General features: G+C 31.0%; 22 protein-coding genes. 20 read left to right on the top strand and 2 right to left on the bottom strand.

The annotated features are described in order from the left end of the window. Positions 1–33 precede the first annotated feature (33 nt). Entirely contained in the window at positions 34–1,731 is a 1,698-nt protein-coding gene (locus tag B5D14_RS09260) for a M3 family oligoendopeptidase (protein WP_078712350.1), read from the top strand. On the opposite strand, the gene B5D14_RS09265 is transcribed toward B5D14_RS09260, so the two are convergent. After that, a complete protein-coding gene (locus B5D14_RS09265) occupies positions 1,728–2,561 on the bottom strand; it encodes a radical SAM/SPASM domain-containing protein (RefSeq protein WP_078712351.1) in 834 nt (277 codons plus the stop codon). The genes B5D14_RS09260 and B5D14_RS09265 overlap by 4 nt on opposite strands. Further along, a complete protein-coding gene (locus B5D14_RS09270) occupies positions 2,548–3,309 on the bottom strand; it encodes a tRNA 2-thiocytidine biosynthesis TtcA family protein (protein WP_078712352.1) in 762 nt (253 codons plus the stop codon). Before B5D14_RS09270 ends, B5D14_RS09265 begins: the two co-directional genes overlap by 14 nt. 70 nt (positions 3,310–3,379) lie before the next feature. On the opposite strand from B5D14_RS09270, the gene truB reads away from it, so the two are divergent. The 19 genes from truB (at position 3,380) to B5D14_RS09360 (ending at position 25,181) form a co-directional block, all read left to right on the top strand. Continuing rightward, positions 3,380–4,213 (top strand): tRNA pseudouridine(55) synthase TruB, encoded by an 834-nt coding sequence (gene truB, locus B5D14_RS09275; protein WP_078712353.1) that lies wholly within the window; start codon positions 3,380–3,382, stop codon positions 4,211–4,213. Continuing rightward, a complete protein-coding gene (locus B5D14_RS09280; RefSeq protein WP_200804798.1) occupies positions 4,213–5,139 on the top strand; it encodes a bifunctional riboflavin kinase/FAD synthetase in 927 nt (308 codons plus the stop codon). The genes truB and B5D14_RS09280 overlap by 1 nt, the downstream gene beginning before the upstream one ends. Beyond that, positions 5,132–6,454 (top strand): RsmB/NOP family class I SAM-dependent RNA methyltransferase, encoded by a 1,323-nt coding sequence (locus B5D14_RS09285; protein WP_078712355.1) that lies wholly within the window; start codon positions 5,132–5,134, stop codon positions 6,452–6,454. The genes B5D14_RS09280 and B5D14_RS09285 overlap by 8 nt, the downstream gene beginning before the upstream one ends. A gap of 8 nt (positions 6,455–6,462) precedes the next feature. Beyond that, positions 6,463–7,836 carry a nucleotidyltransferase family protein gene (locus B5D14_RS09290; protein ID WP_078712356.1) on the top strand — a complete coding sequence of 458 codons (1,374 nt, stop codon included), beginning with the start codon at positions 6,463–6,465 and terminating at the stop codon, positions 7,834–7,836. Positions 7,837–7,881: 45 nt separating this feature from the next. After that, a complete protein-coding gene (locus tag B5D14_RS09295; RefSeq protein ID WP_078712357.1) occupies positions 7,882–8,208 on the top strand; it encodes an Asp23/Gls24 family envelope stress response protein in 327 nt (108 codons plus the stop codon). A 172-nt stretch (positions 8,209–8,380) separates the two neighbouring features. After that, positions 8,381–8,923, top strand: coding sequence for a translation initiation factor IF-3 (gene infC / locus B5D14_RS09300; RefSeq protein ID WP_078712358.1), 543 nt, complete (start codon positions 8,381–8,383; stop codon positions 8,921–8,923). Between the two features lie 15 nt (positions 8,924–8,938). Next, positions 8,939–9,133, top strand: a complete 195-nt coding sequence (gene rpmI, locus B5D14_RS09305) for a 50S ribosomal protein L35 (RefSeq protein ID WP_078712359.1) — start codon at positions 8,939–8,941, stop codon at positions 9,131–9,133. A 20-nt stretch (positions 9,134–9,153) separates the two neighbouring features. Beyond that, entirely contained in the window at positions 9,154–9,510 is a 357-nt protein-coding gene (rplT, locus tag B5D14_RS09310; protein ID WP_078712360.1) for a 50S ribosomal protein L20, read from the top strand. A 65-nt stretch (positions 9,511–9,575) separates the two neighbouring features. After that, on the top strand, positions 9,576–10,061 hold the full coding sequence (locus tag B5D14_RS09315) for a GNAT family N-acetyltransferase (protein ID WP_078712361.1): 486 nt from the start codon (positions 9,576–9,578) through the stop codon (positions 10,059–10,061). Positions 10,062–10,139: 78 nt separating this feature from the next. Then, entirely contained in the window at positions 10,140–10,748 is a 609-nt protein-coding gene (locus B5D14_RS09320; protein WP_078712362.1) for a TetR/AcrR family transcriptional regulator, read from the top strand. 24 nt (positions 10,749–10,772) lie between these two features. Then, positions 10,773–11,306, top strand: coding sequence for a dihydrofolate reductase family protein (locus B5D14_RS09325; RefSeq protein WP_078712363.1), 534 nt, complete (start codon positions 10,773–10,775; stop codon positions 11,304–11,306). Between the two features lie 109 nt (positions 11,307–11,415). Next, positions 11,416–12,000, top strand: coding sequence for an accessory gene regulator B family protein (locus tag B5D14_RS09330; RefSeq protein ID WP_078712364.1), 585 nt, complete (start codon positions 11,416–11,418; stop codon positions 11,998–12,000). Positions 12,001–12,002: 2 nt separating this feature from the next. Next, complete coding sequence (locus tag B5D14_RS09335) at positions 12,003–12,704, top strand: LytR/AlgR family response regulator transcription factor (protein ID WP_078712365.1); 702 nt, start codon at positions 12,003–12,005, stop codon at positions 12,702–12,704. 2 nt (positions 12,705–12,706) lie between these two features. After that, entirely contained in the window at positions 12,707–13,978 is a 1,272-nt protein-coding gene (locus B5D14_RS09340) for a GHKL domain-containing protein (protein ID WP_078712366.1), read from the top strand. A 93-nt stretch (positions 13,979–14,071) separates the two neighbouring features. Further along, a complete protein-coding gene (locus tag B5D14_RS12365) occupies positions 14,072–14,206 on the top strand; it encodes a hypothetical protein (protein WP_280940288.1) in 135 nt (44 codons plus the stop codon). Positions 14,207–14,489: 283 nt separating this feature from the next. After that, entirely contained in the window at positions 14,490–14,927 is a 438-nt protein-coding gene (locus B5D14_RS09345) for a hypothetical protein (protein ID WP_078712367.1), read from the top strand. A 72-nt stretch (positions 14,928–14,999) separates the two neighbouring features. Beyond that, positions 15,000–15,434 carry a hypothetical protein gene (locus B5D14_RS09350; RefSeq protein WP_078712368.1) on the top strand — a complete coding sequence of 145 codons (435 nt, stop codon included), beginning with the start codon at positions 15,000–15,002 and terminating at the stop codon, positions 15,432–15,434. Beyond that, on the top strand, positions 15,427–24,105 hold the full coding sequence (locus tag B5D14_RS09355) for a DUF6531 domain-containing protein (RefSeq protein WP_078712369.1): 8,679 nt from the start codon (positions 15,427–15,429) through the stop codon (positions 24,103–24,105). The genes B5D14_RS09350 and B5D14_RS09355 overlap by 8 nt, the downstream gene beginning before the upstream one ends. Beyond that, positions 24,105–25,181 (top strand): hypothetical protein, encoded by a 1,077-nt coding sequence (locus tag B5D14_RS09360; protein ID WP_078712370.1) that lies wholly within the window; start codon positions 24,105–24,107, stop codon positions 25,179–25,181. The genes B5D14_RS09355 and B5D14_RS09360 overlap by 1 nt, the downstream gene beginning before the upstream one ends. Positions 25,182–25,187 lie beyond the last annotated feature (6 nt).

Consider the following 25,187-nt stretch of genomic DNA (forward strand, 5'->3'; position numbering starts at 1 on the left):
TTTAGTGTATAATAATTTTAAGAGGTGATGAAAATGAAATTTACTGAATTTAAATATGAAAGACCTGATTTCGAATTAACAAAGGCAAGCCTTGAAATGTTACTATTCAAACTTGAACATAGTGAGAATGGTGAAGATTTTATGGACAACTTCAATAAGATTAATAAAATTAGAAATCATGTAAATACAATGGTCACATTGTGTAGTATACGGTATTCGATTAATACAAAAGACGAGTTTTACAGTAAAGAGAATGATTATTGGGATGAAGTAAGCCCAATGTATACAGAGTTAAGTACACGTTTATACAAAGTTGTATTGAATTCAAAATGCAAAGAAGAAATCAAAGACAAAATACCAAATGCCTTTATGAAACTTGCAGAGTGTGCAGTTAAATCATTTGATCCAAAAATTATTCCAGATTTACAAGAAGAAAATCGCTTGGCATCAAGACATTCAAAGTTACTTGCGAGTGCTAAGATAGAGTTTGATGGAGAGACATATAATTTATCTAGCATTGGTGTTAAGATGACTGATAATGACCGAAGTATACGTGAAAGAGCGACACAAGCAAAAATGGCTTGGTTAGAAGCAAATGAAGCTGAAATCGATGAGATTTATGATCAAATGGTTCATGTACGCACCAAGATGGCTCAGGATTTAGGTTTTCCTAGTTATATAGAACTAGGTTATTTACGTATGTCACGTTTAGATTATGATGCTGAAATGGTAAAAAACTATCGTCAACAAGTTTTAAAATATATTGTTCCTGAATCGATGAAGTTATTTGAAGCTCAACGTAAAAGTTTGGGATTAGATAAGTTGGCATATTATGATTTAAATAATGTATTTGTAACAGGTAATCCAAAACCAAAAGGAACAAAAGATGACTTGATTGATGCAGCAAACAAAATGTATCATGAAATGTCAAAAGAAACAGGAGAGTTCTTTGATGTATTGGTTGAACAAGAATTATTTGATTTAGAGAGTAAGCCTGGAAAAGAAGGTGGTGGCTATTGCACAGATTTAGTTGACTACAAAGTTCCATTTATCTTTAGTAATTTCAATGGAACAAGTGGAGATGTTGATGTTTTAACCCATGAAGCAGGACATGCACTTCAATCTTATTTATCAATGCAATCTATCACAATACCAGAATGTATGTTTCCAACAATGGAAAGTGCTGAAATTCATTCAATGAGTATGGAATTCTTTGCACATCCTTGGATGGAGTACTTCTTTAAAGAAGATGCTGAAAAATATTATTATTCTCACGTTGCTGATGCAATTAAATTTATTCCTTATGGTGTTTTAGTAGACCATTTCCAACATGAAGTTTATGCAAACCCAAACTGCAGTAAAGATGAACGAAAACAAATGTGGCGTAAGCTTGAAAAACAATATTTACCACATAAAGACTACACGGGATGTGATTTCTTGGAAAGAGGATGTTGGTGGTTCCAACAAAGTCATATTTTCCATAATCCATTCTATTACATTGACTATACCTTAGCACAAGTATGTGCACTTCAATTTTGGAAAAGAGCGGTAGAAAAAGATCCAAAGGCTTGGAGTGATTACATTCATATTTGTAAAATTGGTGGAACAAAGACATTCTTAGAAATTGTAAAGGAAGCAGGATTAAAATCACCATTTGCTGATGGTACGGTTGAACCAATTATCCAATTTGCTGCTAATTATTTGGAAAAGTTTGATATATCTAAATTCTAATCAAATCGTTTACGATATTCACAAGTTTGACATAAGGGTTCAGTGAGTTTATTCTCATTGAATCCTTTTATTATGTTTAAGTAACGAGGAGAATTTAAAATTTGTTGTAGTGATGCATTGAAAAGATTTCCTAAATTAATTTCACCTTCAGCATCTAAACAACAAGGGACAACTGTTCCATCCACAAGAATCGCAATCATATCTTTACCACCACGACATGTACCATGATTTGGATTTGAATTATTTGAAACAGATGGCCATTTGAATTCTTTTTCAAAATGAATAAAGATGTGTTCATCTAATTTATAACTATTGGGTTTTGATGTAGGTAATAGCTCATATCTTGATTTTATAATTGCCAATGCTTCTTTAGCCTTTTGATTTAGCTGATCACTAACCCAAAAGCGGAGTTCAATGTAACCATCATTCTTCTTGCTATAATTATCAATAAATGAAAGTAATTGTGTAATGTAAGTTTTGGTGTCTATTTGTTGATAATCAAGACTATGCAAAGAAAAACTAATTTTGCGTAAAGAAGGATGCTGCTCTAAATTTGGATAATTAGCGATATAAGTACCATTAGTAACAAGTTGGACATTCATTTGGTATGTATCGCATATTGTTAATAATTCATTGAATTTTGAATGCAATAAGGGTTCTCCTTGAACATGAAGATAGAGATAAGGAGTAACCTGTTTGATTTCCTTAACGCAGTATTCAAAATCATCCAATGACATCTCTTTTAAAGGGCGATGATGAAAAGCACAAAAAGCACAACGTAAGTTGCATTTGTTAGTAATTTCAATGTAAACGCGTTTAATCTTGTTCATTGAGGTCACTTTGTTTAACCCATAAGTCTAATTGTTTTTGATTATGTAGCATCAATAAGAAGTTTTCTTTTGATGATGGATAAGTTTTGTAAATCGATTGTAGTAATTCTTTCATATCTTGACGCTTTGTATGACCATCCATTGGACAAGTACTTTTTACAATTGGAATATTTGCCTCATTTGTTGCAGCAATAATATCACTTTCAAAAGAATAGACAAAAGGTCGGATAAAGGTCATTTCAGAATTTGTTAAGAACATTTTAGGTGCAAATGTTGCAAGTCTACCACCAAAGATGGCATTTAAAAATAAGGTTTCTACTGCATCATCTGCGTGATGGGCAAAAGCTGTTTTATTGCAGTTTAATTTTTTGGCTTCATTAATAACGGCACCTTTTTTAAGCTTGGAACAAATACTGCATTTAAGTGTTCCATCTTGGTTTGCTTGTATTTTCAAAATATCATAGATTCTTGAATCGATTGTATAAAATTCAATATCATTTTTCTTGCAAAATTCAATAACTTCACTAAAATCCATATTAGGGAAACCCATCTTAATATGAATCCCAACGATTTCAATTTGTTTCTCCATATGGCGTTTTGCGATATTGCGATAAAGGGCAAGGCAATATAAAAGAAGCATACTGTCTTTTCCTCCAGATACGCCAACTGCAATGCGGTCACCATTTTGCATTAAATTAAAGTCTAAATCAGCTTTTCTGATTCTTCCAAGTACATGTTTAACTGACATATTTTTCACTCCTAGATGCTTTGCTATTATATCATGAACTTGATATAATGTTGTAGGAAATGAGGAAACAATGGACGGCGTTTACTATATAAAAAAGACAATGAATATGACATCTTTTGATGTTTGTGCAAAAATAAGAAAAAAGTTCAATGAGAAATCAGTAGGACATACAGGAACACTCGATCCCAATGCTGAGGGTCTTTTAATTGTTTTATTGGGTAAAGCTTGCAAATGTTTACCTTATTGTGAACATAGTAAAAAAGAATATGTTGCAACAATACAGTTAGGTATTAAGACGGATACGGGAGATATTTGGGGTAAAACGATTGAAGAGAAAGAAGTTATAAGCTTTGATCAAAATCAATTAAATGAGGTATTAAATTCTTTTTTAGGGCCTCAAACACAAATACCACCTATGGTATCTGCAATTAAGGTGAATGGCAAAAAGCTCTATGAGTATCATCGTGAAGGCAAGGAAGTAGAAGTTAAACCACGTAATATTGTTATTGATGAAATTGAATGTTTATCAAATGATCATGAAATTAAAATAAGGGCGGTAGTATCTAGTGGCACATACATTCGTGTTTTATGCGAGGATATCGCAAAGAAATTAGGAACTGTGGGTTCCATGTCATCTTTGGTACGAACTAAAATTGGCAATGTTTCTTTAGCAGATGCACTGGTCTTAGATGATTTAACAGGTGATAATATTCATGATATTGAAGATGTGATTAATCCAATCTATCCAAGAATTGAAGTAGATTGTGTAAAAGAAGTGATGCAAGGAAAGCGAATCAAACTTGATTGTGAGGAGGAAATTGTAATTTTGACACATAATCAAAAAGTTTTAGCTGCATATGAAAAAGAAGGTAATGAATATCGTAGTAAAAGAGGATTATGGTAATGAAAGTTGATAAAATTAGCTTAAACTGTACAAAAATAAGTGAGCCCATTGCTGCATGCATTGGTTATTTTGATGGTCTACATCTTGGACATAGAGCTTTAATAAACAAAACAATTGAAGTTGCAAAGGAGAAAAAAGTTGAAAGTGCTTTAATCACATTTTCTCCAGATCCATGGGTGACAATTAAAGGCTTAACAAATGTACAGCATTTAACAAGTGAAAAAAGAAGAATTGAACTGGCTGAAAAACTGGGGATTGATCGTGTTATTATTTTGGATTTTACAAAAGAAATGTCAGAGCTAGCACCAGAAGAGTTTATAAACCAAGTTTTAATACCTTGTAATTTGAAAGCACTTATTTGTGGATTTGATTTTCATTATGGGTTTAAAGGTGCAGGAAATACAGAAACATTAAAACAAAACTCTAGTTCATTATTTGATTTAGTAGTTATTGAATCAATTAATGAAGAAGAAAAGAAAATTAGTACGACAAGAATAACTGAATATTTGGAGTCAGGTGAAGTTGAACATGCTAATCGTTTGCTTGGTTATCCCTATGAGATTTATGGTGAAGTAGTCCATGGATACAAAAGGGGTAGAGAAATTGGATTTCCAACTGCGAATGTGGATGTACTTGATGAACTTATCATTCCACGAGTAGGTGTTTATGCTGGATGGACTATCATTGATGGTATACGTTATCAAAGTATGATTAATGTAGGTCATAATCCAACATTCAATTTTTCTAAGAAATTATCGGTTGAATCTAATATTTTTGATTTTGATGATCAAATTTATGGCAAAGAAATTCGAATTCAATTTGTATCTTATTTAAGAGATGAATTAAAATTTGATACGATTCAAGAACTAATTGATCAAATGGATTTGGATAAAGTGAAGACCATTGAGGTTTTAAGTAATGAATGAGTTATTTTTAAAGCGTATGAAAGATTTATTACAAGAAGATTATGAAGCCTATCTTAATACATTAAATAATAAACCTTATCGTGGCTTTAGAATCAACACTTTAAAAATAACAGAAGAAGATTTTTTTCATACGTTTGAAATTGAATGTCATGCATCAAACTTTGCGAAGCATGCCTATGTTTTGGACACTGATGAGCATTATGGTCAATCTCTTCCTCATGCACTAGGATTGATGTATATGCAAGAACCAAGTGCTGCAAGTGCTGTAGAGGTACTTGATCCCAAACCCAATGATTGGGTATTGGATTTGTGTGCTGCACCAGGTGGCAAAAGTACGCAAATTGCACAATATTTAACAGGTGACGGTCTTTTAGTAAGTAATGAAATTGAATCCAAGCGAGCACAGATTCTATTAAGTAATATTGAACGCCTAGGAATCAGTAATGCTATTGTTACAAATTCAACTCCAGAGAAAATTACTAAGTTGCTTCATGGAAGAATGGATAAAGTACTTGTGGATGCTCCTTGTAGTGGCGAAGGGATGTTTAAAAAAGAGAGTAAAGCTTTAGAGGACTGGAGTGAAGAACATGTTATTAGTTGTTCATTAAGGCAAAGGCATATTTTACAATGTGCAATACAAGCTCTTAAACAAGATGGAATCCTTGTCTATTCTACATGTACCTATGCAATTGAAGAAAATGAGAAAAATGTAGCTTGGATACTAGAAACGTTTACTGATTTAGAATTAGTACAAATTCAAGTCAAATGGGGTAAAGAAGGGGTACAAATAGGTAATTATCCGACACATTATACACGTCGTATTTTACCAATGGATGAAGGCGAAGGACATTTCATCGCAAAGTTCAGAAGAATTTCACCAAATACTTTGAATTCTCTTGATATACTTAAATCAGATAAACTAACACCAAGTATTGAAAAGTTTATTAAAAATGAGACATCATTTAAAGAAAATATTTTATTAAAAAACAATCGTATTTATGCTGGAAAACATCCGTTTTATGATTTCAAAGACAACTATGTATTAAGAAACCAAGTATTAATTGGAGAAGTAATACATGATCGATTTGAACCACATCAACATGCGTATACTTCAGTATTGTTTGCACCAACCCTAAACAATGTATGTCTGTGTGATGAAAAAGAAGTAGAATTATTTAGAAAAGGAAACATCTTGCAAAAACCAGTACCAAAAGGATTTGTGGGTATAAGAATCATGGATCAATTTATAGGGTTTGGAAAAAGTGATGGTTCAATAATTAAGAATAAAATACCAAAAGGATTAAGAATCCGATAGGAGGTAGTATGCGTTTAGAATTATTTGATTTTATAGATGAAGTAAGTAATTTACTAGAATTAAATCAACCTACTTTTCAATATGTTGAACATGTTTTAACGGACTTGTTTGAAAATCTAATGAAAAAAGAAAAGGGTGATGTTATTGTAAGTATTTCATCACGCATTAAATCAAAAGAAAGTTTAAAAGAGAAGTTAATTCGTAATAAATACTATTTAGAGTATGAAACAGCAGAAGATGCAGTGAATGCATTACCTGACCTTGTGGGACTTACACTTGAATGTCGTTTTATTAGTGATGAAAATAATATCTTTAGTGAACTGTTTCATCATTTCCAACAAACAAGTAAAGGAACTTACCAATGCGTAGCCAACCATGATGTTTACTTGAATTTGAATATGCCTCAACCACAACTACAACGCAATGGATTTACGATCTATCGCATTGATGGCCATATGGTATTTAATCAAAAAAAGATTAATTTTGAATTGCAGATCAAATCACTTGTTCATTCATTTTGGTCAGAAGTAGAGCACCAAGTTGTTTATAAGAATACCCAATTTGTAGTGTATGATTCATTTGTAAAGAATATTCTAGCTTCTATACGTGATAATTTAGAAGTTGTAGATCGTCAGTTACAAATTGTGTATAAACAACTAATTGATCAATCACAAAGTGATCGTGAGATTGGCATGTCAGAGGGTGGTTTTAAAATCTTTATTGCTAAAGCGATTAATGATTTGGTAGCTCTTAAAATGAATGAAACTGTAGGATTTACTACTGATTTTAGGAAATGTAGTTCGGTTTTAAGTCAATATATTTATATAAAGGATTTTGTATCGTGTGAGCATCCACAGTATAGAATGGTTGAGTATTTTGAACATTTTAACTTATTACAAATTATGGACTTCGATTTTAGTTATCCAATTTATCTAGAGAATTCTTATAGTCATCCAGATCCTTTTTGCAATATTATTGGACAATACTGGGAAAGCATTATTAATATAGATTTTGAATGGCATGTATTCTTTGTCATGTTATTTGCGATTGAACCTGGTAATAATATTCAAGATTTCTCAAAATTCATTGAAATTATAAAAAATTTAATTATTCCACCATCATGGTACCATGAACAATTTAGCCAATTGGGTGATGTAAATGGTCAAATGTGTAGAGATGTATTTGCAGAGGTAGTAGCAAAAACAATGGTTAAAGTAGGGAAAATTGATATCATCCATGAAGATAAACTACTTAACATGTTGGAGTTATTTAGAGATTTTATTGAACTTGTTAGTATGCGCACACACAGTATTGAAGAATTTAATGAAAATCTTGAAGATTATTCTTCAACACTGGAACATAAGATTGTAAATCTATTTTAAATCAAAGGATTTTCATGCTATAATGCCAATATAGAGGTGAAGAAAATGGCTCAAGAATATGTATTGTTAACTGAAAAAGATGGTGCAGGTGAAATTGCTTTATCAAAAAATGTATTTGAATTAATTGCAGATATTACATTAGACGATGTGGATAGTGTAGAAAGAATACCAGCAACGAAATTCAATAAAGCAATCTCATGTAAAATAGCAAACAATCAACTTCATATTGCGATTGATGTGAAGTTAAAATATGGTGCAAATGTAAATGCAACATGTGAAATCTTACAAAATAGGATTTATCAAAACATTTATGACATGACGAGTATGAAATGTGGCAGTGTGGATATCCATGTTGTTGGATTTCATATTTGACAAACAAAGTAGATTATTGTATACTTACTAAGTATTTAAAGATGTGGAAAGTAGAAGCACCTCTTCTCACCTGATATCCTATGGATTTGGGTTCACGCTACGGTATATTGTTTATCAATAAATCTAGTAAAGCAGGTGCACTATGTACCTGCTTTTTATTCGATAAAAAGACATGGAGGTGTCGCTTATTACTAAAAAATTCATGACTGATGAACTAGTCAACGAAAACATTCGATTTAAAGAAGTTCTTGTAATTGGACCTGAAGGGGAACAATTGGGAGTTATGTCTCGACGCGAAGCATTGGAAAAGGCTTACGAAAGTGAGTTAGATTTAATGTGTGTTGCACCAAATGGAAACCCACCAGTGTGCAAAATTCTTGATTTTGGAAAGTATCGCTTTGAGTCTCAAAAGAAAGCGAAAGAAGCAAAAAGAAATCAACAAGTTACAGAAGTTAAACCATTAAGATTGTCTCCTGTAATTGATAAACACGACTTTGACACTAAACTTCGTCAAGCTCAAAAATGGGCTGAAGAGGGTATGAAAGTTAAAGTAGATATGCGTTTTAGAGGCCGTATGATGACAAGGCTTGAAGTTGGCAGGGAAGTTATGAAACAATTCATTGCGCAAATGTCAGAATTTGCAGGTGTTGAAAAAGCACCATCAATGGAAGGTAACACCATGTCTGTCGTATTATCGCCAAAAAAAGGTAAATAGAGGAGGATAAATTTTATGCCAAAGATGAAAACTAAAAAGACATTAGCAAAACGTGTAAAAAGAACTGGAACTGGAAAATTAAAGAGAGGCCATAACTATACTTCTCACATGGCTGCACATAAAACTCATAAACAAAAAGTGCATTTAAGAAAATCAACACTAGTTTCTAAGAGTGATATGAAGAGAATCAAGCACTTGATTCAAGACTAAGCTGAAGGAGGATATAAGAAATGGCAAGAGTTAAAGGTGGTACGGTTACACGTGCTCGTAGAAAAAGAGTATTAAAATTAGCAAAAGGTTACTATGGTGCAAAGCACTTACTATATAAGACAGCCCATGAGCAAGTAATGCATTCTATGCGTTATGCTTACGCAGGTCGTAAACAAACTAAACGTGAAATGCGTAAATTATGGATTGCTCGTATCAATGCAGCAGCAAGAATGCATGACATGAGTTATTCAAAATTAATGCATGGATTAAAGTTAGCTGGAATTACAGTTAACCGTAAAATGTTAAGTGAAATCGCTATTCACGATCCAAAAGGTTTTGAAACAATCGTAGAATCAGCTAAAAAAGCTTTAGCATAAAATATAATGGAGTTCTTATACAGAACTCTTTTTTTATGCTAAAATTGACAAAATGAGGTGATCAAATGCAATATGAAATAAAAGAAGGTATGAATTATCTTCAAGAAGTAAGAGAATTATTCATTGAGTATACTCAAATGCTTCTAGATAATGATCCAGACTTCAAAGTTTATTTAACGCTTCAAAGCTTTGACAAAGAGTTAGAAGAAATTGAATCTAAGTATGGTAAACCAGAAGGTCGATTATATGTTGTATTATCTCAAGATAGAGTCGTAGGGTGTATAGCACTACGAAAATTAAGTAAAGATGTATGTGAAATGAAGCGATTGTATGTAAGAAGTGAAGTAAGAGGACAAGGTATTGCAGGAAGATTAATTGATCTATTAATCGAACAAGCAAGATTAATAGGCTATAAAACAATGGTTTTAGATACAATACCAGCATTAAAAAGTGCCATTCATCTCTATAAGAAGAAGGGATTTATTCAGTGTGATGCATACAATAATAGTCCTTTGGAAACCACAATCTTTATGAAAAGAGATATAATATAATAAAATCATTGAATTATTACCTAAAACAGATTATATTGAACATATATTCATTGAATATTTATTCAATAAGAGGACTTTATGCGATTTGAACAAAAAGAAAAGAGAAAACTTGAAATTATTATTGCATCAATTGATGTTTTTGTTGCGAAAGGATATACCGGTACGAAGATACAAGATATTGCTTCTTTTGCTGGAATGAGTGTTGGATTGTTATTTCACTATTTTAAAAATAAAGAAGAACTATTCAACGAACTGACTAAAATCGCAATAGATGGAACCAATTTACCCTTAGGTATGTATTATGATTCGATTTATGATTTCTTTTATCGTTTAACTGAATCAATCTTCGAATCTATTCAAAAACAGCCCTACAGAGCTAAAATATTCTCGTTTATTTACATGATTCATCGTAGTGATGATGTACCAAGTGCAGCCAAGAAGTTAATAAAGAAAGAGAATGTATTTAATCAAATTGAGTCTTTTATCGTTAAAGGTCAAGAAGAAGGAAGTTTAAATCATGAAAATCCAAAGATATTAACATCACTCTATTGGTCAATGATTCAAACCAGTATGAATCAATATTTGCTTAACCCAAAGCAACCACTACCTAGTCCCAAAACAATTATTTCAATATTCAAGGTGGATGAACAGGGCATGGAAGAAGATAATATTTTGAAAAACTGGTAAGATTTAGCCAAGTGAGGTTAGATTATGAGAAAAGTAATTTTATTTATTGCCACCAGTTTAGACGGCTATATTGCGGATGAAAAGGGTAGTGTTGACTGGTTGATTCAGCAAGATCCAGAAATTGAAGAAAATACCCAGTATCTTAATTTTATTAATGATATTGATACGATAATTATGGGTTATACAACATATCATCAGGTTGTAACTGAGCTATCACCTCAAAACTGGCTTTATGAAAAGATGATGACTTATGTTTATACACATAAAAAATTGAAATCAAAGTACAATATTCAATTTACCAACCAGGACTTAAAAGAGTTGATAACTGATTTGAAAAATAAAGAAGGTAAAGACATCTGGGTGTGTGGTGGAGCCAATCTGATCAATCAACTCATTGAACTAAATTTGATTGATCAATACTACATAACAATGATTCCTATCCTTTTAGGAAAAGGCATCCGTCTATTTGATAAACAGGATAATCAAACAAAACTAGAACTTATGAAGACAGAAATATTTCATGGTATGGTTGATTTGGTATATAGAAGAATCCAATAAAAGGATTCTTTTTAGATGGATTTGTACCAATTATCACACCAGCTAACCATTTATCACAATAGACTAGATTAAAAAAGAAAAAGGTATAGAATGTTAACGAGGTGATTGTGTGAATAATATAGTAGATAGATTAGTTGTTAGTATTTATAATTACTTTAATAAAGAAAACAAACTGGAAGAGGATAAGGAATTATATTACCATGCAATCAAAATAATCATTCATGAATGGTCAACATATTTGTTTCTTCTTTTAATTAGTATTTTAACAAACACAGTAATTCCAACAATAATCTATATTATCTTGTTGACTATTATAAGAAAGTATTCAGGAGGTTACCATGCTGATACTTATTTTATGTGTTGGTTCTTATATACTATTTTTTATATCATTTTCCTAGTTTTGTACCAAACTAATCTATTTCAAAGTACTTATATCAATTTGTTATTCTTGATTTTATCTTCTTTTTATATTTATCAAAACGCCCCTGTACAGCACGTAAATAATCCACTAACAGTCATGGAAAAGCACCAATATCGATTTTATGCGATTATTATTCTATTAGTCTATGCTGGTTTAAATTTGATATTACAATTATTTGATTGTAAAATAGATACTATAATACTGATTGTATTAATATTTAATGCGGTACTTATGTTTCTTTTAAAACATAGTACAACCTATATAGAGGACTAATAATGGAAATTAGAGTAGCTATTGTTGATGATTCTAAAGAAGATAGAGAGCAAGTAATTAAGTGTTTTTCAACTATCCATATTCCTAATATTCACTTTCAATTAGATGAATTTGATGATGTTTCATTTACAATGAATACTGCTCAATATGATCTTTATTTGTTAGATTTAGATATGCCCTCAATAACAGGACTGGAATTAGCTAAAAGAATTAATGAAACTAATCCAGCAGCAAGAGTCATTTTTATATCCTACAGAGAGGATTTAGTATTCAATACATTTGCTGTTGAATCACTGTACTTTGTTCGAAAAGAATTCCTTAAAGATGACTTATTAAAAGCATTAACTAAATTTGCTAATTATTTTATTAAAAGTAATCAAGTTTTTATTTTTGATAATGGTAAGAATCAAGAAGAAATATTTTATAAAGATATCTATTACTTTGAAGTATACAAAAATGATATGTATATTGTAACAAAGCAAAATAAATACATCATTAGAAAAACAATGAAGAAAATAATTGAGGAAATTAATGATGATTCCTTTGTTAAAATTCATATGTCATTTTTAGTGAACTTAAGTAATGTGAATAGTATCAAGGATGGGGTAATGATACTTAAAAATTCTGTTGAACTTAAAATTAGCAGAAGAAAGATAAAAGAAATAAGTGAGGCATTTGTTCAATATTTATTAAGAAGAGGGTAACTATGAGTGGGTTTGATATTTTCATTAATTTCGTTGAGCAATTGATTATCTTTATATTCATTGCTCGGTTTTGTAAACTAAATAACAAGTTTAATTATGTATATTTTACTGTGTTTATTCTACTTGGAACAGTTTTGATGACTTTTTCAAACTTTGCAATTGGACTTGAAGGTTATTTTAAAATTGTATTCATTTCATTGAATTTTGTATTTTGTTTAATTTTTACAGATAACTTTATAGGAGAGAAGATATTTGTTTCTTTCCTTCCTTATGTAATTATTAGTTTAATCAATGGATTTTTAACGATTACAACGAGTTATCTTTTATTTAATCAGTTGAATTCAATTGAATTAGCAAAAACTTGTGCTTTTTTTTGGCTAATTATATTATCAAAAATTTTATTGTTTTTTACTTTGAGTGAAATAGCATACCAAAGAAAAAAGTATGAAAATCAAATAAGTAATAATCAAATTATCTACTTAGTCATATTAATTGTATTTATTCAGCTTATCTTTATTTTTATAGAGAGTATAATTTATACAAATTCCATTAATCCATTAGAAATAATGATAACAGTTTTTCTTTTATTTATATTTATGGTTTTAATCATTGTCTATTTCTTTGATTATTTGAAGAAAAATGAAATTGAACAAGAAAAAATATTGAATTATCAGATGCTTGAATTTGAAAACAGAAGATATCATGAAATAGAATTAAACAGCGCTGAAATATCAAAATTGAAACACAATTTGAAGCATATCTTATTAAATGTTTTAAATGATATTGATAACAATGAGATATCTGATGCAAAGAATTCAATTGTTTCTTACTTAGATGAAGTAAATTTGATTCATAGTTATGGAAAATTCAATTCAAGAATACTAGATTTTCTTATTAACAAATTCACTCAAGAAGCTAAAGAAAAGGGCTACATCTTTAATTTTTCAGTAAATCTGGTTAATGAGGTAAATATAAGTGATAATGATTACATGGTCTTGCTTGGTAATGCTCTTGAAAATAGTGTGCTGCATAGCGTAGGTGATAAGAAAATCGAATTAATCATAGAACAAAAGAATAACTATGCATTTTTCACTTTGAAGAATAGAGTAGATTCAAGTATGAAACCAGATGATCTTATGGATTCAAAAAGAGGAAATAATCATGGTTATGGAATCAAAACAATCAAGGAAATAGCAGCGAAATACAATGGCTCAATTTCCTATGTCATTGAAGATGAATTTCTTATATGTTCCATTGTAATTCCTTTAAAATGACCAAGTATCACACATATCGACCATCTGTCACAAGATGGTTGTTTTTTATGTTGTTTTTGATATTAAGAATACATAGAAGAGGAGATTAGAATCGTGAAAAAAATTAACCAAGTACTTATCAAGATGATTTACAAGAAAGGTGTTGCCTCATTAAACTGTGTATCTGCAAGCAATATGCATCAACCTAAACTTAGTAGCAAACTAAACAAATATAAGAAAACTAAATAATTTATAGTTAATAATTATATTGGATCTATTTTTATTCCAAAAGTATTTTAGTGAATGTTTAACTATTGAAAGCAATCGTATCAATAATTGAACAATCGATTTAACACAACTCATAATAATTGTTATTCCTTAACTCATTCGAGTTAAGGAATATTAAATTTATTATCTTTGATACCACTTTTGGTAATTAATTGTAAAGACAATTGAAAAAAATCCAGTATATATAACGATGATTATTAGGTTATTGCTTGAGTTTCATCAACGTATAGAACAGGACAAGAAAATGAAAGATAATACGATGGAAGAAAGAGATTGCATACTACGTGACAATATTGCAACGCTAAAAATTTATGAACTTAAAGATACAGCAACATTAGTGGGAAAATTGGCAAGTCTTGAAAGAAAAGTTATTGAAGATGAATTAATCATTAATCAAAGAATTAATATAGCAAATAATTTTTGTATAGCGATTATTTCAAGTTTTATCACTATAGCTTTGTCAACATTTGTTAAAGGGGATTCAATACGTTATGAATTGCTAGGAATTGTATTTGTAATAGTAATTGGCTTAGCGATTGTTTTAATCATTAATGAAAATGACAAAAAGAAAAAATTTGTAGAAATTGGTAAGAATAATTCAAAGAAAATTATGATTGAATATATTCTTAAAGACAGAGAAAAAAACAGCCCAAGAAAAATATCTAAATACAGGCATAAATAGTATAATTAATATTTAATACCCATCTAGGTATGATTAAGTGCGTATTAGATAGTTTATAGATTGGGGATAAATATGAAGAATAAAAAGTTTAGAAGACTTATCTTTTTAAGTATTATCTGCATTTTGATAATACTTTTTTTACTATGTGTAAAGTCATGTAGTGAAACTAAAGAAAAGCAGAATGAACAAGAACTAACATCTCAAATTGAGAAAGAGAAACAAGAAACTCTAAATTTGATTCAATTATTTGATCTATTAGAAAGGGCAGATTTTTGCAGCCAAGGATGGAATGAAGATGCTTTGAAAGTGGTGGATACCTTAAAACTTATGGCAGAAGATAAAAGTGCTTCAAAAAATCTAAATAATCAGGAAATAGGAAAACAACTCCAACAAGTTTCAAATGACTTAGGGAATCTAATCGAAAAGAATTCAATTGAAAATATTGATGCATTAGAAGAATCACTAAGTAGATTAAATGAACTTGTGATAGGAGAACCATATGAATAAGAAAATTATAAAATGGATAAAAGTTGGTTTTGTTGTATCTATGTTTTTATCACAGTTTCAAATGGGTGCAGTTGCAGTAAAAGCAGAACTGAATAAAGTTCAGTTAAAAAGTACAACAGGAACTGCAATGTTGATACCAACTTTAGGAAATAAGGAATCCAGAATCGAAGCACAAGAAACACCAGAGACAGAGATACCAATTGAACCAACAAGTGATCCAGTGAGTACGCCTAGCGTGGATTCTACTGATGTACCTATACCAACAAGTGAACCTACACCTGAAACTACGCAAATTCCAGTAACTACACCTGTTTCTACTATACCTATAGAAACACCACTCACGGAGGAGAATCATTCTTTTTCAATGGTTTTGCCACAAGCTACTTTGGTGGACAAGGATAACGAAATCATTGAAAAAAGAACAGAGAATACAAAAACATATCAAATTGATGAGAAAACCTTTGTAACAGATGTTTATTTTGAACCTGTTCATAAAGAAATTGAAGGACAATTTGAAGAGATTGATTTAACGCTACAAACACCACCAACAACGTATTCCTTAATTGATCAAACAAAATTTGCAATCAATGGTGAGGGATATTATGATATCGCTTTTTATCGTGATGAGGAAAGATTAGCGAGAATCACAAATGAAGGTGGTTTTTCACTTGAAATGAAACTACCTGAATCCAATACAAGTGACATTAGAATGGATGGAAATACGATACAGTATTTTAATGTAAAAGAAGGAATCGATGTTTTATATAGTTTATCATCTACTAAAGTAAAGTCGAATGTATTGCTTACAAAACCACTAAATTCAAATAGAATTGCTGAAGTGATTGATATTGGAGATTTAGAGTTTAGACAGGAAGGAACAACCATCTATTTAGAAAAAGAGGGTGAAGTAGAATTCGTAATTGAAACACCCTATCTTATGGATAATGTAGGAGTCACCAGTGAACAATTAACATTAGAAGTAATTCGATTATCTAGTACTGAAATAGAAGTGACAACCATCTTTGATCAAAATTGGGTAAATGCTGAAGAAAGAGCATTTCCAATAGCAATTGATCCAATTATAACGCCGAGAAGTAATCAGACAGTTGACGTAACAACATCTACTGTACGAAGTTGGGGTGGAATGCCTATACAAATGACAAATACTCCTGTTGGAAGAACTAAGGGAGGTGACGAAATTGGCATTGGTAGAACAATAGCTCATTTTGTCATGCCGAATATTGGTACAGGGATGGAAATTGTCAGTGCATCTTTGCAAATGTATAAATATGAAGGAAGTACCACGAACTCGGGAATTAATGTATATTCAAGACCTTATATTGATCCCATGTCGACAGGTTTAAATTTTAATAACTGTCTTAATGGTGCGACTTTGGAAAGTTCTCTATCGAATTCAGTACTAAACTCAACGGGGTATAAATCATTTGATGTAACGAAACATACACAAGATTTATATACAGGAGTAAACAAAACACTTATCTTAGTGGCTCAAAATGAAGACACTAATATTGAACCCAGTCGATTCTATACAGAAGGCAATGCAGAAAGACCAAAAGTATCGATAACATATCGTTTAGCGTATGATGTAAATCCTGAAACTGATATTAATACAATGGATGCAAGATTGCGTTTATTTTCAACAGGTTTAGGTAAGTTAGATGCAGTTAGCATAGATGGATTAGCTAAGCCAAAGAGTAAGATTTCATTTGATCTTGTCAAGTTGGATGAAAGTGGAAATAAACTAGCAACGACAACACAAGTGAGTGCAAAAGATGACGACAAGGAAAGATTATTCTATGTGGATCCAATCTATAAAACAAATCCAAGAACAGGTGTTCAAGAAATACTCGTAGAAAAAGTAAATTATACAACAGACTATGTTGAAGCATCTACATTTGACGAATTGGATACCTTCTATACCTTTAAAATGAAGGTAGAAGTTGGAAGTGAAACCAACACAGAAGATGTGTACTCTGATAAGTTCATGAAACACGAAGCAAAATTGGGTGAAACTTTAGCATCACTTTCCTCTTATTATGGTGTTACAGTAGAGCAAATCCTTCTTGACAACAATACCACCTCCAAAGTAATTAAAGAAGGTGATGTTGTACTGATTCGTGTACCTACAAATTCACCAAAAATCAATGAGAATGATGTTTTGCCACCCCTTATGTTTGAGGAATATACTGCAGAGTATAAATACAGAGGACCAGTTTGTCTTTATGGATGTTATGCTGGAGATCCAATTAATACAGGAAGTGGGAACTATTATCATGAAAATACGGATTTCACAATCAATGATTATAAAGAAATACCTTTTAAACGATTCTATAATTCTTTAGGAGAACTTATTAGTACATCATTTGGAAATGGCTTCTCTAGTAATTATGATCAGTTTGTATTCTATGATAAGAAGAATAACTTATTGTATTTTACAGGTGATGGGAAAGTGTATGAATTTAGAAACAATGGCTCTGGATTTGATAAAGATTTGGATAATCCTTACAACATTGAAATACAAGATAATAAAGTTACCTTAACAGAAGAAAAAACAAAACAAAAAATATTCTTTGATGAAACTGGAACACTAACTAAAATTGAAGAGCTAAATGGTCATTTTACAGAAGTCATCTATGATGATTATTTTCATATGACAACATTGAATATTGATAATCAAAAAGAAGTACTCTTTGAATACAATACAAAAAACCTAGTGAGTAAGATTACTTTACCAGATGGATCATTTGTCAGTTATGAATACAATGACAAGAATCAAATGACACAGTTTATGGATACAGAGGGGTACATAGAAAAATATACTTATGATGATCAAGGTAGAGTAAGTGAAATCATCGATGAAGATGGCTTTTCTTTGGGTAGAAATACTTATGATCAGAAGAATCGAGTTATCTCACAAATGGATGGCGAAGACAAAATCATGACTTTTGCCTATGGAAATAAAGAAACTAGCGTAACGGATGCAGAGGGTAATACAGTTATCTATGGTATAGATGACTACAATCGTGTCATTGAACTTAGGTATGATGATGGAACAAAACAAATCAATGAATATAGCCAGAATAAGAATCAATTGCTTTCTATTACCAACGAATTGGGTGAAGTTTCATCTTATGAATACAATGAGTTTGGCTATGTGAGTAAACAAGTGGATTTTGATGGCTCTGTAACACTTTTTGAAACAGATAAAAATGGAAATATTACGCATCAAGTTTATCCCAATCAAACAGAGGAGTGGAGTACTTATGATGGAGTTGGTAATAAGTTAAGTTTTACGGATATCTATGGTAAAACAGAATTTTTTACTTATGATACTGAAAATCGAATGACCTCAAAAACAGATGAGCGAGGAAATACGGAAAGGTATACCTATGAAGGAAATCAGATTAAAACTTATACCAACAAACTCGGACTTACTACCACCTATATATACAATGATTTAGGTTATGTAACAAAAGAAGAAGATAATCAGGGAAGAAGTACAACCTACGAGTTAGATACAAAAGGGAATGTGCTAAAGAAAAAAGATAGTTATGGTGCAGTTGAAGCTTATGTCTATGATGGACAAGGCCATGTCATCCGCTATACAAATCCGCTTGGTGCAGTCACAGAGTCCACTTATGATTCCATGGGCAATGTCTTATCCACAACCCAAAATGGCTTAACAGAAACTACCATTTATAATCAACAAGGACAAAAAGTGTCTTTTACAGATACCTTAGGGAATATAGAAACATATGAATATGATAGTAAGAATCGTTTGGTTAAGACATCTGATATTCGTGGTAATGAGAGTAAGAATGTATATGATGATGCAGGAAATATTATTGAAACAATTGACCAAAGAGGGAATTCTACAAAGACAATTTATAAAAATGGTTTGGCTCGAAAAACAATGGATGGTTATGGTCAAGAAACTAGTTTTGAGTATGATGCATCAAATCGTATCATCAAGACAATATACCCAACAGGAGAAGTAATTCAAAACGAATACAATGACAAGGGGCAACTTGTCAAAACAGTGAGTAGTAAAGGAATCATAACTGAAAGTGTTTTTGATGAATTTGGACAAGTAATTGAAACTATCACCAATGGTAAATCAGTAAAAAGTGAGTACAACGCCTTAGGACAACTCACAAAGAGTACGAATGCTTTAGGGCAGTCGACAAGCTATATCTACGATAGTTATGGTAATCAAGTAGAAGTGATAGATCCAAAAGGTAACAGAACAAAAACAGTATATGATAAAAACAACCGAGTGATTGAAACAATGAATGCCTTAGGGTATTCAGTAAAGAAAGAATATGATTTAAATGGGAATGTCACAAAGGAAATTGATGAGCTTGGAAATATTACAGAAACAACCTATGATATTTACTCAAGATTGATTGAAGAAAAAGATGCAGAAGGATACATCACGACGACAAAATACAATGCAAAAGGTCAAGTAAGTGAAGTTATATCAGCACGTAATGTGGTGACAAACTATGCGTATAATCAATTTGGTGATAACACGACAATTACGATGGAAGGAGTCGTTGTATCTCAAAAGGAAATTGATCAGTTCGGAAATGTAATCCGTGAGAAAACATTAGATCGTGATAGTACAACAGAATATAATCAAATGAATCAAGTAACGAAAACCATCAATAACTTAACTGGACTCATTGAGGAAAGAAGTTATACGACAACTGGGAATCTGAATTCTGTTAGTAATAGTGCAGGACAATCAACTGTATACGCCTATGATACCTACAATCAACTGATTCAAACAACCAATGCAATGAATCAAGTTGAAACAAATGAATACAATGAAGAGGGTCAAGTTGTACGAAAAGTAGGATTTGATGGGATTGAAACAACAACTAGGTACAATGAATTAAATCAAGTGAGTTCTACAACATCTAAAGGAATCAATACTTCATATGAGTACGATGAAGTAGGCAATAAAATAAAGGAAACAAGAGGAAGTTTTTCTACAGAATTTGATTATGACGAAAATAATCGTTTGATAAAAACAACAGATGCCTTAGGTTTTATAGATGAAATAGATTACGATGCCAAAGGTCAAATAATTTCAAAAACAGATAAGAATGGCAACATTACTTCTTATACCTATGACAAGAATGGCAATCAAATTTCAGTAACAGATCCTCGAGGAAATACGACATCGACTCTCTATGATTCAGAAGGTAATGTGGTTCAAGTGACAGATGCTTTAGGGAATACAACAACAAGTGAGTACAATGCATTTGGGCAAACAGTTAAAACAGTAGATCAACTCAACTTTTTAGTTGAGTATGTTTACAATGACAAACAACAAAACATTCAAATCAATTATCCATATGGATTTCACCATAAATTTGTTTATGATGAGGCAGGAAGAGTGATTGAAGAGATTGACTCAAATGAGTCATCTAAATTAACAACGTATGATCAACTAGGAAATGCAATAACAAAGACAGATGGGAATGGCAATACAACCACCTTTGTTTATGATGCATTGAATCGAATCATCAAAGAGGAGAAGCCTAATGGACTTCTTGTGGAAACTGTATATGATAATCAAGGTAATATAGTACAGCAAATTGAAGATGGAATTATCATTGAAGAAAATGAATACAACAACTACAATCAACAAATCACTTCAATCAATGCCATGAAACAAGAAAAACACATCGTGTATGATGTGTTAGGAAGAATCAGTAAGTCAATAGATTTTGACGGTATTGAAACTAGTTTTGTTTATGATGAATTGGGACAAGTATTAACGCAAACCCAAAACAATCAAATCATTACTAGCTTTACTTATGATGGTAGTGGTAACCTACTTACGCAATCAATTAATGGGTTCCTTCAAAAAGAAAATAGCTACGATGAAAACAACAACATCATTGAAGAATCAAAACAAGGCGTTACTACACAATCAACTTATGATGAAAGAAATGCCGTAATAGAAATAAGTTTAAATGGTAATCAACTTTATAACTACAGTTATGATGAGAGAGGTTATCAAACTGAAGTCAAAGACAAGGATGGTCATGTTGCATCTCAAAAATTTGACTATTTTGGTAATGTAATTTCTTCAACAGACACCTTAGGGAATGAAATAAAGTATGATTATGATGGCGAAAAGAATTTAGTTAAAGTACAAGATCCATCAGGAAGAGTTGTGAATTATAAAGTTGATGGAAACAACAATGTCATTGAAAAGAAAATCAATGATGATAAAATCGCAACTTCTGTTTATGATGAATCAAACAACTTAATTGAATATACCGATGAAAATGGATTCAAGGAAACTTTTGCCTATGATCATCAAGGAAATCAAATCGAACTGATTAAACCAAATGGTACTGTCATTACGACAAAATACAATGAGTTGAATCAAGTCATTCAAATCACAACAGGTTCTGATACGATTAAGAAAGAGTATGACTTACGCGGTAACTTAGTATCGACAACGAACAATCAGGGAACAGAGACTAGAGTTGTTGATGACTTGAATCGAATTACTGAAGTCAAGGATGTCAAAGGAAACAGAACAACCTATCAACTTGATTCTTTTGGAAACCAAACTGAGATTACTTATGCAGAGGGTACAGTTATAACGAAAGAATACAATGACTTCAATCAATTGATTACAATTGAGCGAAATCATGAGTTGGAAGCAAGATACACCTACGATGTGAATAGGTTTGTAGACAAGATAATACAAGGTAATGGAGTTGTAGTTGAACTTGAAACGGATATCTATGGAAGACTACTAAAGAAAGAAACAAAATCGAATGGATCTTTAATAGAAAGATTTAAATTTACGTATGATTCGGAGAATAATCTACTTTCTGAAGAAATCACAACACCAACTGAAAACTATACCAATACCTACACCTATGATGAAAACAATGAACTCAAAACCAGTTCCAAGATGATTGATGGAGAAAGAGTAGAAGTTGAATACAACTACAGTATTTTCGGTAATCGCATTCAAAAATCAAAGAGTGGTGATGTTTCTTACAACTACAATGAGAAAAATCAACTTACTTCCATGACTTCCAAAGAAGGTGAAACAAAGTATACCTATGACACGAATGGCAATGTGAAATCAAAAATGGATGCAGCCGGTGTCGTCACAAATTACACATATGATAGTTTTAATCGTTTAGTGAAAGTAAATCAAGGTAAGACTGAAACCACCTATACCTATGATGGCAATGGAAACCGATTAACTGAATCAGTACAAGATACAACAGTCATTCATGATGAGTCGACAAATACGCTTTATAAAAACTATACAGTGAATCAATTAAAAGGAATTCTAGCTAGAAAAGAAAACGAAGATACCTTTGAAGCCATGAGAGAACAAGTTCTTCTCATCAACAAAAACAAAGGATGCAAGGTAATCAATAAGAAGTTGATGCAAGAAGCAGAAACACAAAATACATCTTCAATGACATCCTATGTACCACAAATCACTACGTTCATCAATGATGTAACACAAGAATATACTGAAGTCTTAGTTGAAAAATCACCTACTCAAACAAGAAGTTATAGTTATGGTGTATCAAGAATCAGTGATGGAACTATTTATTATCAAACATCAAGAAACGACTCTGTTACATCCATAACCAATCAAGAAGGAAAAGATACAGAATCTTATAACTATTCTGATTATGGCATAGCAGATTCACTAGGATTTGGGTATAATGGAGAAAGAAGAGATATCACAGGACTAATCTATTTAAGAAATAGAACCTATGATGCAACTTCTGGAAGATTCTTACAACTAGATACCTACTTGGGTGAGAAAGATTCCATCATTACTCAAAACAGAAGTATTGCCTTCAACAACAATCCTTATAAGTATATTGATAAGGGTGGAAATAGGGCTGCGTATCCTGGTGAGAATGGAGGAGTAAGTAATCCTCCAACGAATGTTTGTTTAGTACCACCACCTACAAATAAAGCATTAGGAAATATTTTAAGTGGAAGTGTTATTGGTGGTACTACCAATTTATTGAATCCACAAAATATGAAGAATCAGAGTGAAAATAATCTCAATGCTATGTTGATAGGTAACTTCATTTGCCCAGATACAGGCAAAAATAAAATATCTTCTTATTCTATCTTTGATCAAAATGTAGAGAAAACGTTTGGCAAAGGTCATATTAATAACCAAGGATTGCTAAATGATACAATTATTAATGGTTTTTCTTTAGCAGAAAATGGCTGTGCATATATATCGATTTATAATTTGTTTGTCACTAAAGGAATAAGAAAGAACATTTCAGAGATAATTTTAATGGCAGCAAAAGTGATATTCAATAATACAATAATAGAAAATAAAGGACTAAATATTTATGAAATTAAAAGTATATTAGATAACTTTGATGTGAAAACTCGTGTCTCGAAAAGAACTGATTGGTTTTTTGATTTGAAAAAAGGTCATAATATAGTTTCAGCAGTATTTCTAGGTGTATCAGCCCATGCGATGTATATAAACAAAGATGGTATTACTTCCACAATCTACAATTCAATTGACTATGATACAATTAGTATTTCAAATAGTAAAATATTTAGCTATTTTAAAGATAATCTTTATAATATAGAATATAATATCGAGGTAAATTAATGAGAAAAATCGTATTCATAATTTTAGCTGTTTCATTTATACTTGTTGGATGTACAGAAAAATATGTGTATATAGAGGACATGCTAATAGGTGATTCATCAAAATTCAGTACAAGTTTTGTAACATTAAATAGTATAGGGGCAAATGTTGTGGCCACGTCAAAGGTTGTTTACTACAATGAACAATATTATTACATAGATAAGTGTGCCATTTATAGTGGCAAAGAACTAATAACAAGTCTAAATAATAAATGTATAACAGCATTTCAGTATACTGAAAATGGAATTGTAGTTGTACTTAATAATGATTATAGTAATAATCACATAGAATTAGATTCATTAGATAAAAGGTTTAAAAAAATAAATGATTTAAAAAGTTATTTAAACCTAGATATTCTATTTATTTCAAGTGATGAAGTAAGAATGGTTGATTATGAAACTAAAGGACGAATAGAATTTAGATATAAGATTTATGACGGTGGGAAAATACTGTTTCCACAATTTGAAATTCAGACGAGATACGATATTCCGGATTTTATCATAAACAATAAAAAGTATATTATTCGTCATGATTTGGGATATCTATCCGTGGTTGATTTTGATAGTAAGATGATAATAAGTAAAGTTAGAGCTGATCATGGTAAAAAATTAAAATCAGTTGGAACAAATGAAGAAAACAGTATAATAGTTCTTTCAAGAGAGAATAAAGATATGCAGTCTAGCTATGATTATATATATTTTATGAATCCGGATGGCGTACTTAATCAAACAATAGGATTATCTAATAGATTAAATATTATCAACATAATAGGTGATGAAATGATTCTTATTGATAAATCAGGTACAATATATAAATCTGATTTATTAGGTGAAAATATGATGGTAGTAGATAAAATAAATGAAATTGATATCGATTTGTTATATTCTAAATATATGAATGATTATGATGAAAATAGTATTAAACTAAATAAAGTTATTGATGTTCACAATATCAAAAATTATTCCTTCATTTATATCAATGATGAATTGTTTAGAATCATTGATACAAGAAATATGAGTCTTGTAGATTTCTCATAATTAGAA

This window comes from Anaerorhabdus furcosa (genome assembly GCF_900167375.1).
GTDB classification, from domain to species: Bacteria; Bacillota_I; Bacilli_A; order Erysipelotrichales; family Erysipelotrichaceae; genus Anaerorhabdus; species Anaerorhabdus furcosa.

Bases quoted from the DNA above. Each gene is read 5' to 3' on its own strand.
- B5D14_RS09320 (WP_078712362.1), top strand. From the start codon at position 10,140: ATGCGATTTGAACAAAAAGAAAAGAGAAAACTTGAAATTATTATTGCA.
- rpmI (WP_078712359.1), top strand. From the start codon at position 8,939: ATGCCAAAGATGAAAACTAAAAAGACATTAGCAAAACGTGTAAAAAGA.
- rplT (WP_078712360.1), top strand. From the start codon at position 9,154: ATGGCAAGAGTTAAAGGTGGTACGGTTACACGTGCTCGTAGAAAAAGA.
- B5D14_RS09350 (WP_078712368.1), top strand. From the start codon at position 15,000: ATGAAGAATAAAAAGTTTAGAAGACTTATCTTTTTAAGTATTATCTGC.
- truB (WP_078712353.1), top strand. From the start codon at position 3,380: ATGGACGGCGTTTACTATATAAAAAAGACAATGAATATGACATCTTTT.
- B5D14_RS09270 (WP_078712352.1), bottom strand. From the start codon at position 3,309: ATGTCAGTTAAACATGTACTTGGAAGAATCAGAAAAGCTGATTTAGAC.
- B5D14_RS09295 (WP_078712357.1), top strand. From the start codon at position 7,882: ATGGCTCAAGAATATGTATTGTTAACTGAAAAAGATGGTGCAGGTGAA.
- B5D14_RS09345 (WP_078712367.1), top strand. From the start codon at position 14,490: ATGAAAGATAATACGATGGAAGAAAGAGATTGCATACTACGTGACAAT.
- B5D14_RS09325 (WP_078712363.1), top strand. From the start codon at position 10,773: ATGAGAAAAGTAATTTTATTTATTGCCACCAGTTTAGACGGCTATATT.
- B5D14_RS09265 (WP_078712351.1), bottom strand. From the start codon at position 2,561: ATGAACAAGATTAAACGCGTTTACATTGAAATTACTAACAAATGCAAC.
- B5D14_RS09335 (WP_078712365.1), top strand. From the start codon at position 12,003: ATGGAAATTAGAGTAGCTATTGTTGATGATTCTAAAGAAGATAGAGAG.
- B5D14_RS09360 (WP_078712370.1), top strand. From the start codon at position 24,105: ATGAGAAAAATCGTATTCATAATTTTAGCTGTTTCATTTATACTTGTT.
- infC (WP_078712358.1), top strand. From the start codon at position 8,381: ATGGAGGTGTCGCTTATTACTAAAAAATTCATGACTGATGAACTAGTC.
- B5D14_RS09260 (WP_078712350.1), top strand. From the start codon at position 34: ATGAAATTTACTGAATTTAAATATGAAAGACCTGATTTCGAATTAACA.
- B5D14_RS09315 (WP_078712361.1), top strand. From the start codon at position 9,576: ATGCAATATGAAATAAAAGAAGGTATGAATTATCTTCAAGAAGTAAGA.
- B5D14_RS09285 (WP_078712355.1), top strand. From the start codon at position 5,132: ATGAATGAGTTATTTTTAAAGCGTATGAAAGATTTATTACAAGAAGAT.
- B5D14_RS09340 (WP_078712366.1), top strand. From the start codon at position 12,707: ATGAGTGGGTTTGATATTTTCATTAATTTCGTTGAGCAATTGATTATC.
- B5D14_RS09355 (WP_078712369.1), top strand. From the start codon at position 15,427: ATGAATAAGAAAATTATAAAATGGATAAAAGTTGGTTTTGTTGTATCT.
- B5D14_RS09280 (WP_200804798.1), top strand. From the start codon at position 4,213: ATGAAAGTTGATAAAATTAGCTTAAACTGTACAAAAATAAGTGAGCCC.
- B5D14_RS09290 (WP_078712356.1), top strand. From the start codon at position 6,463: ATGCGTTTAGAATTATTTGATTTTATAGATGAAGTAAGTAATTTACTA.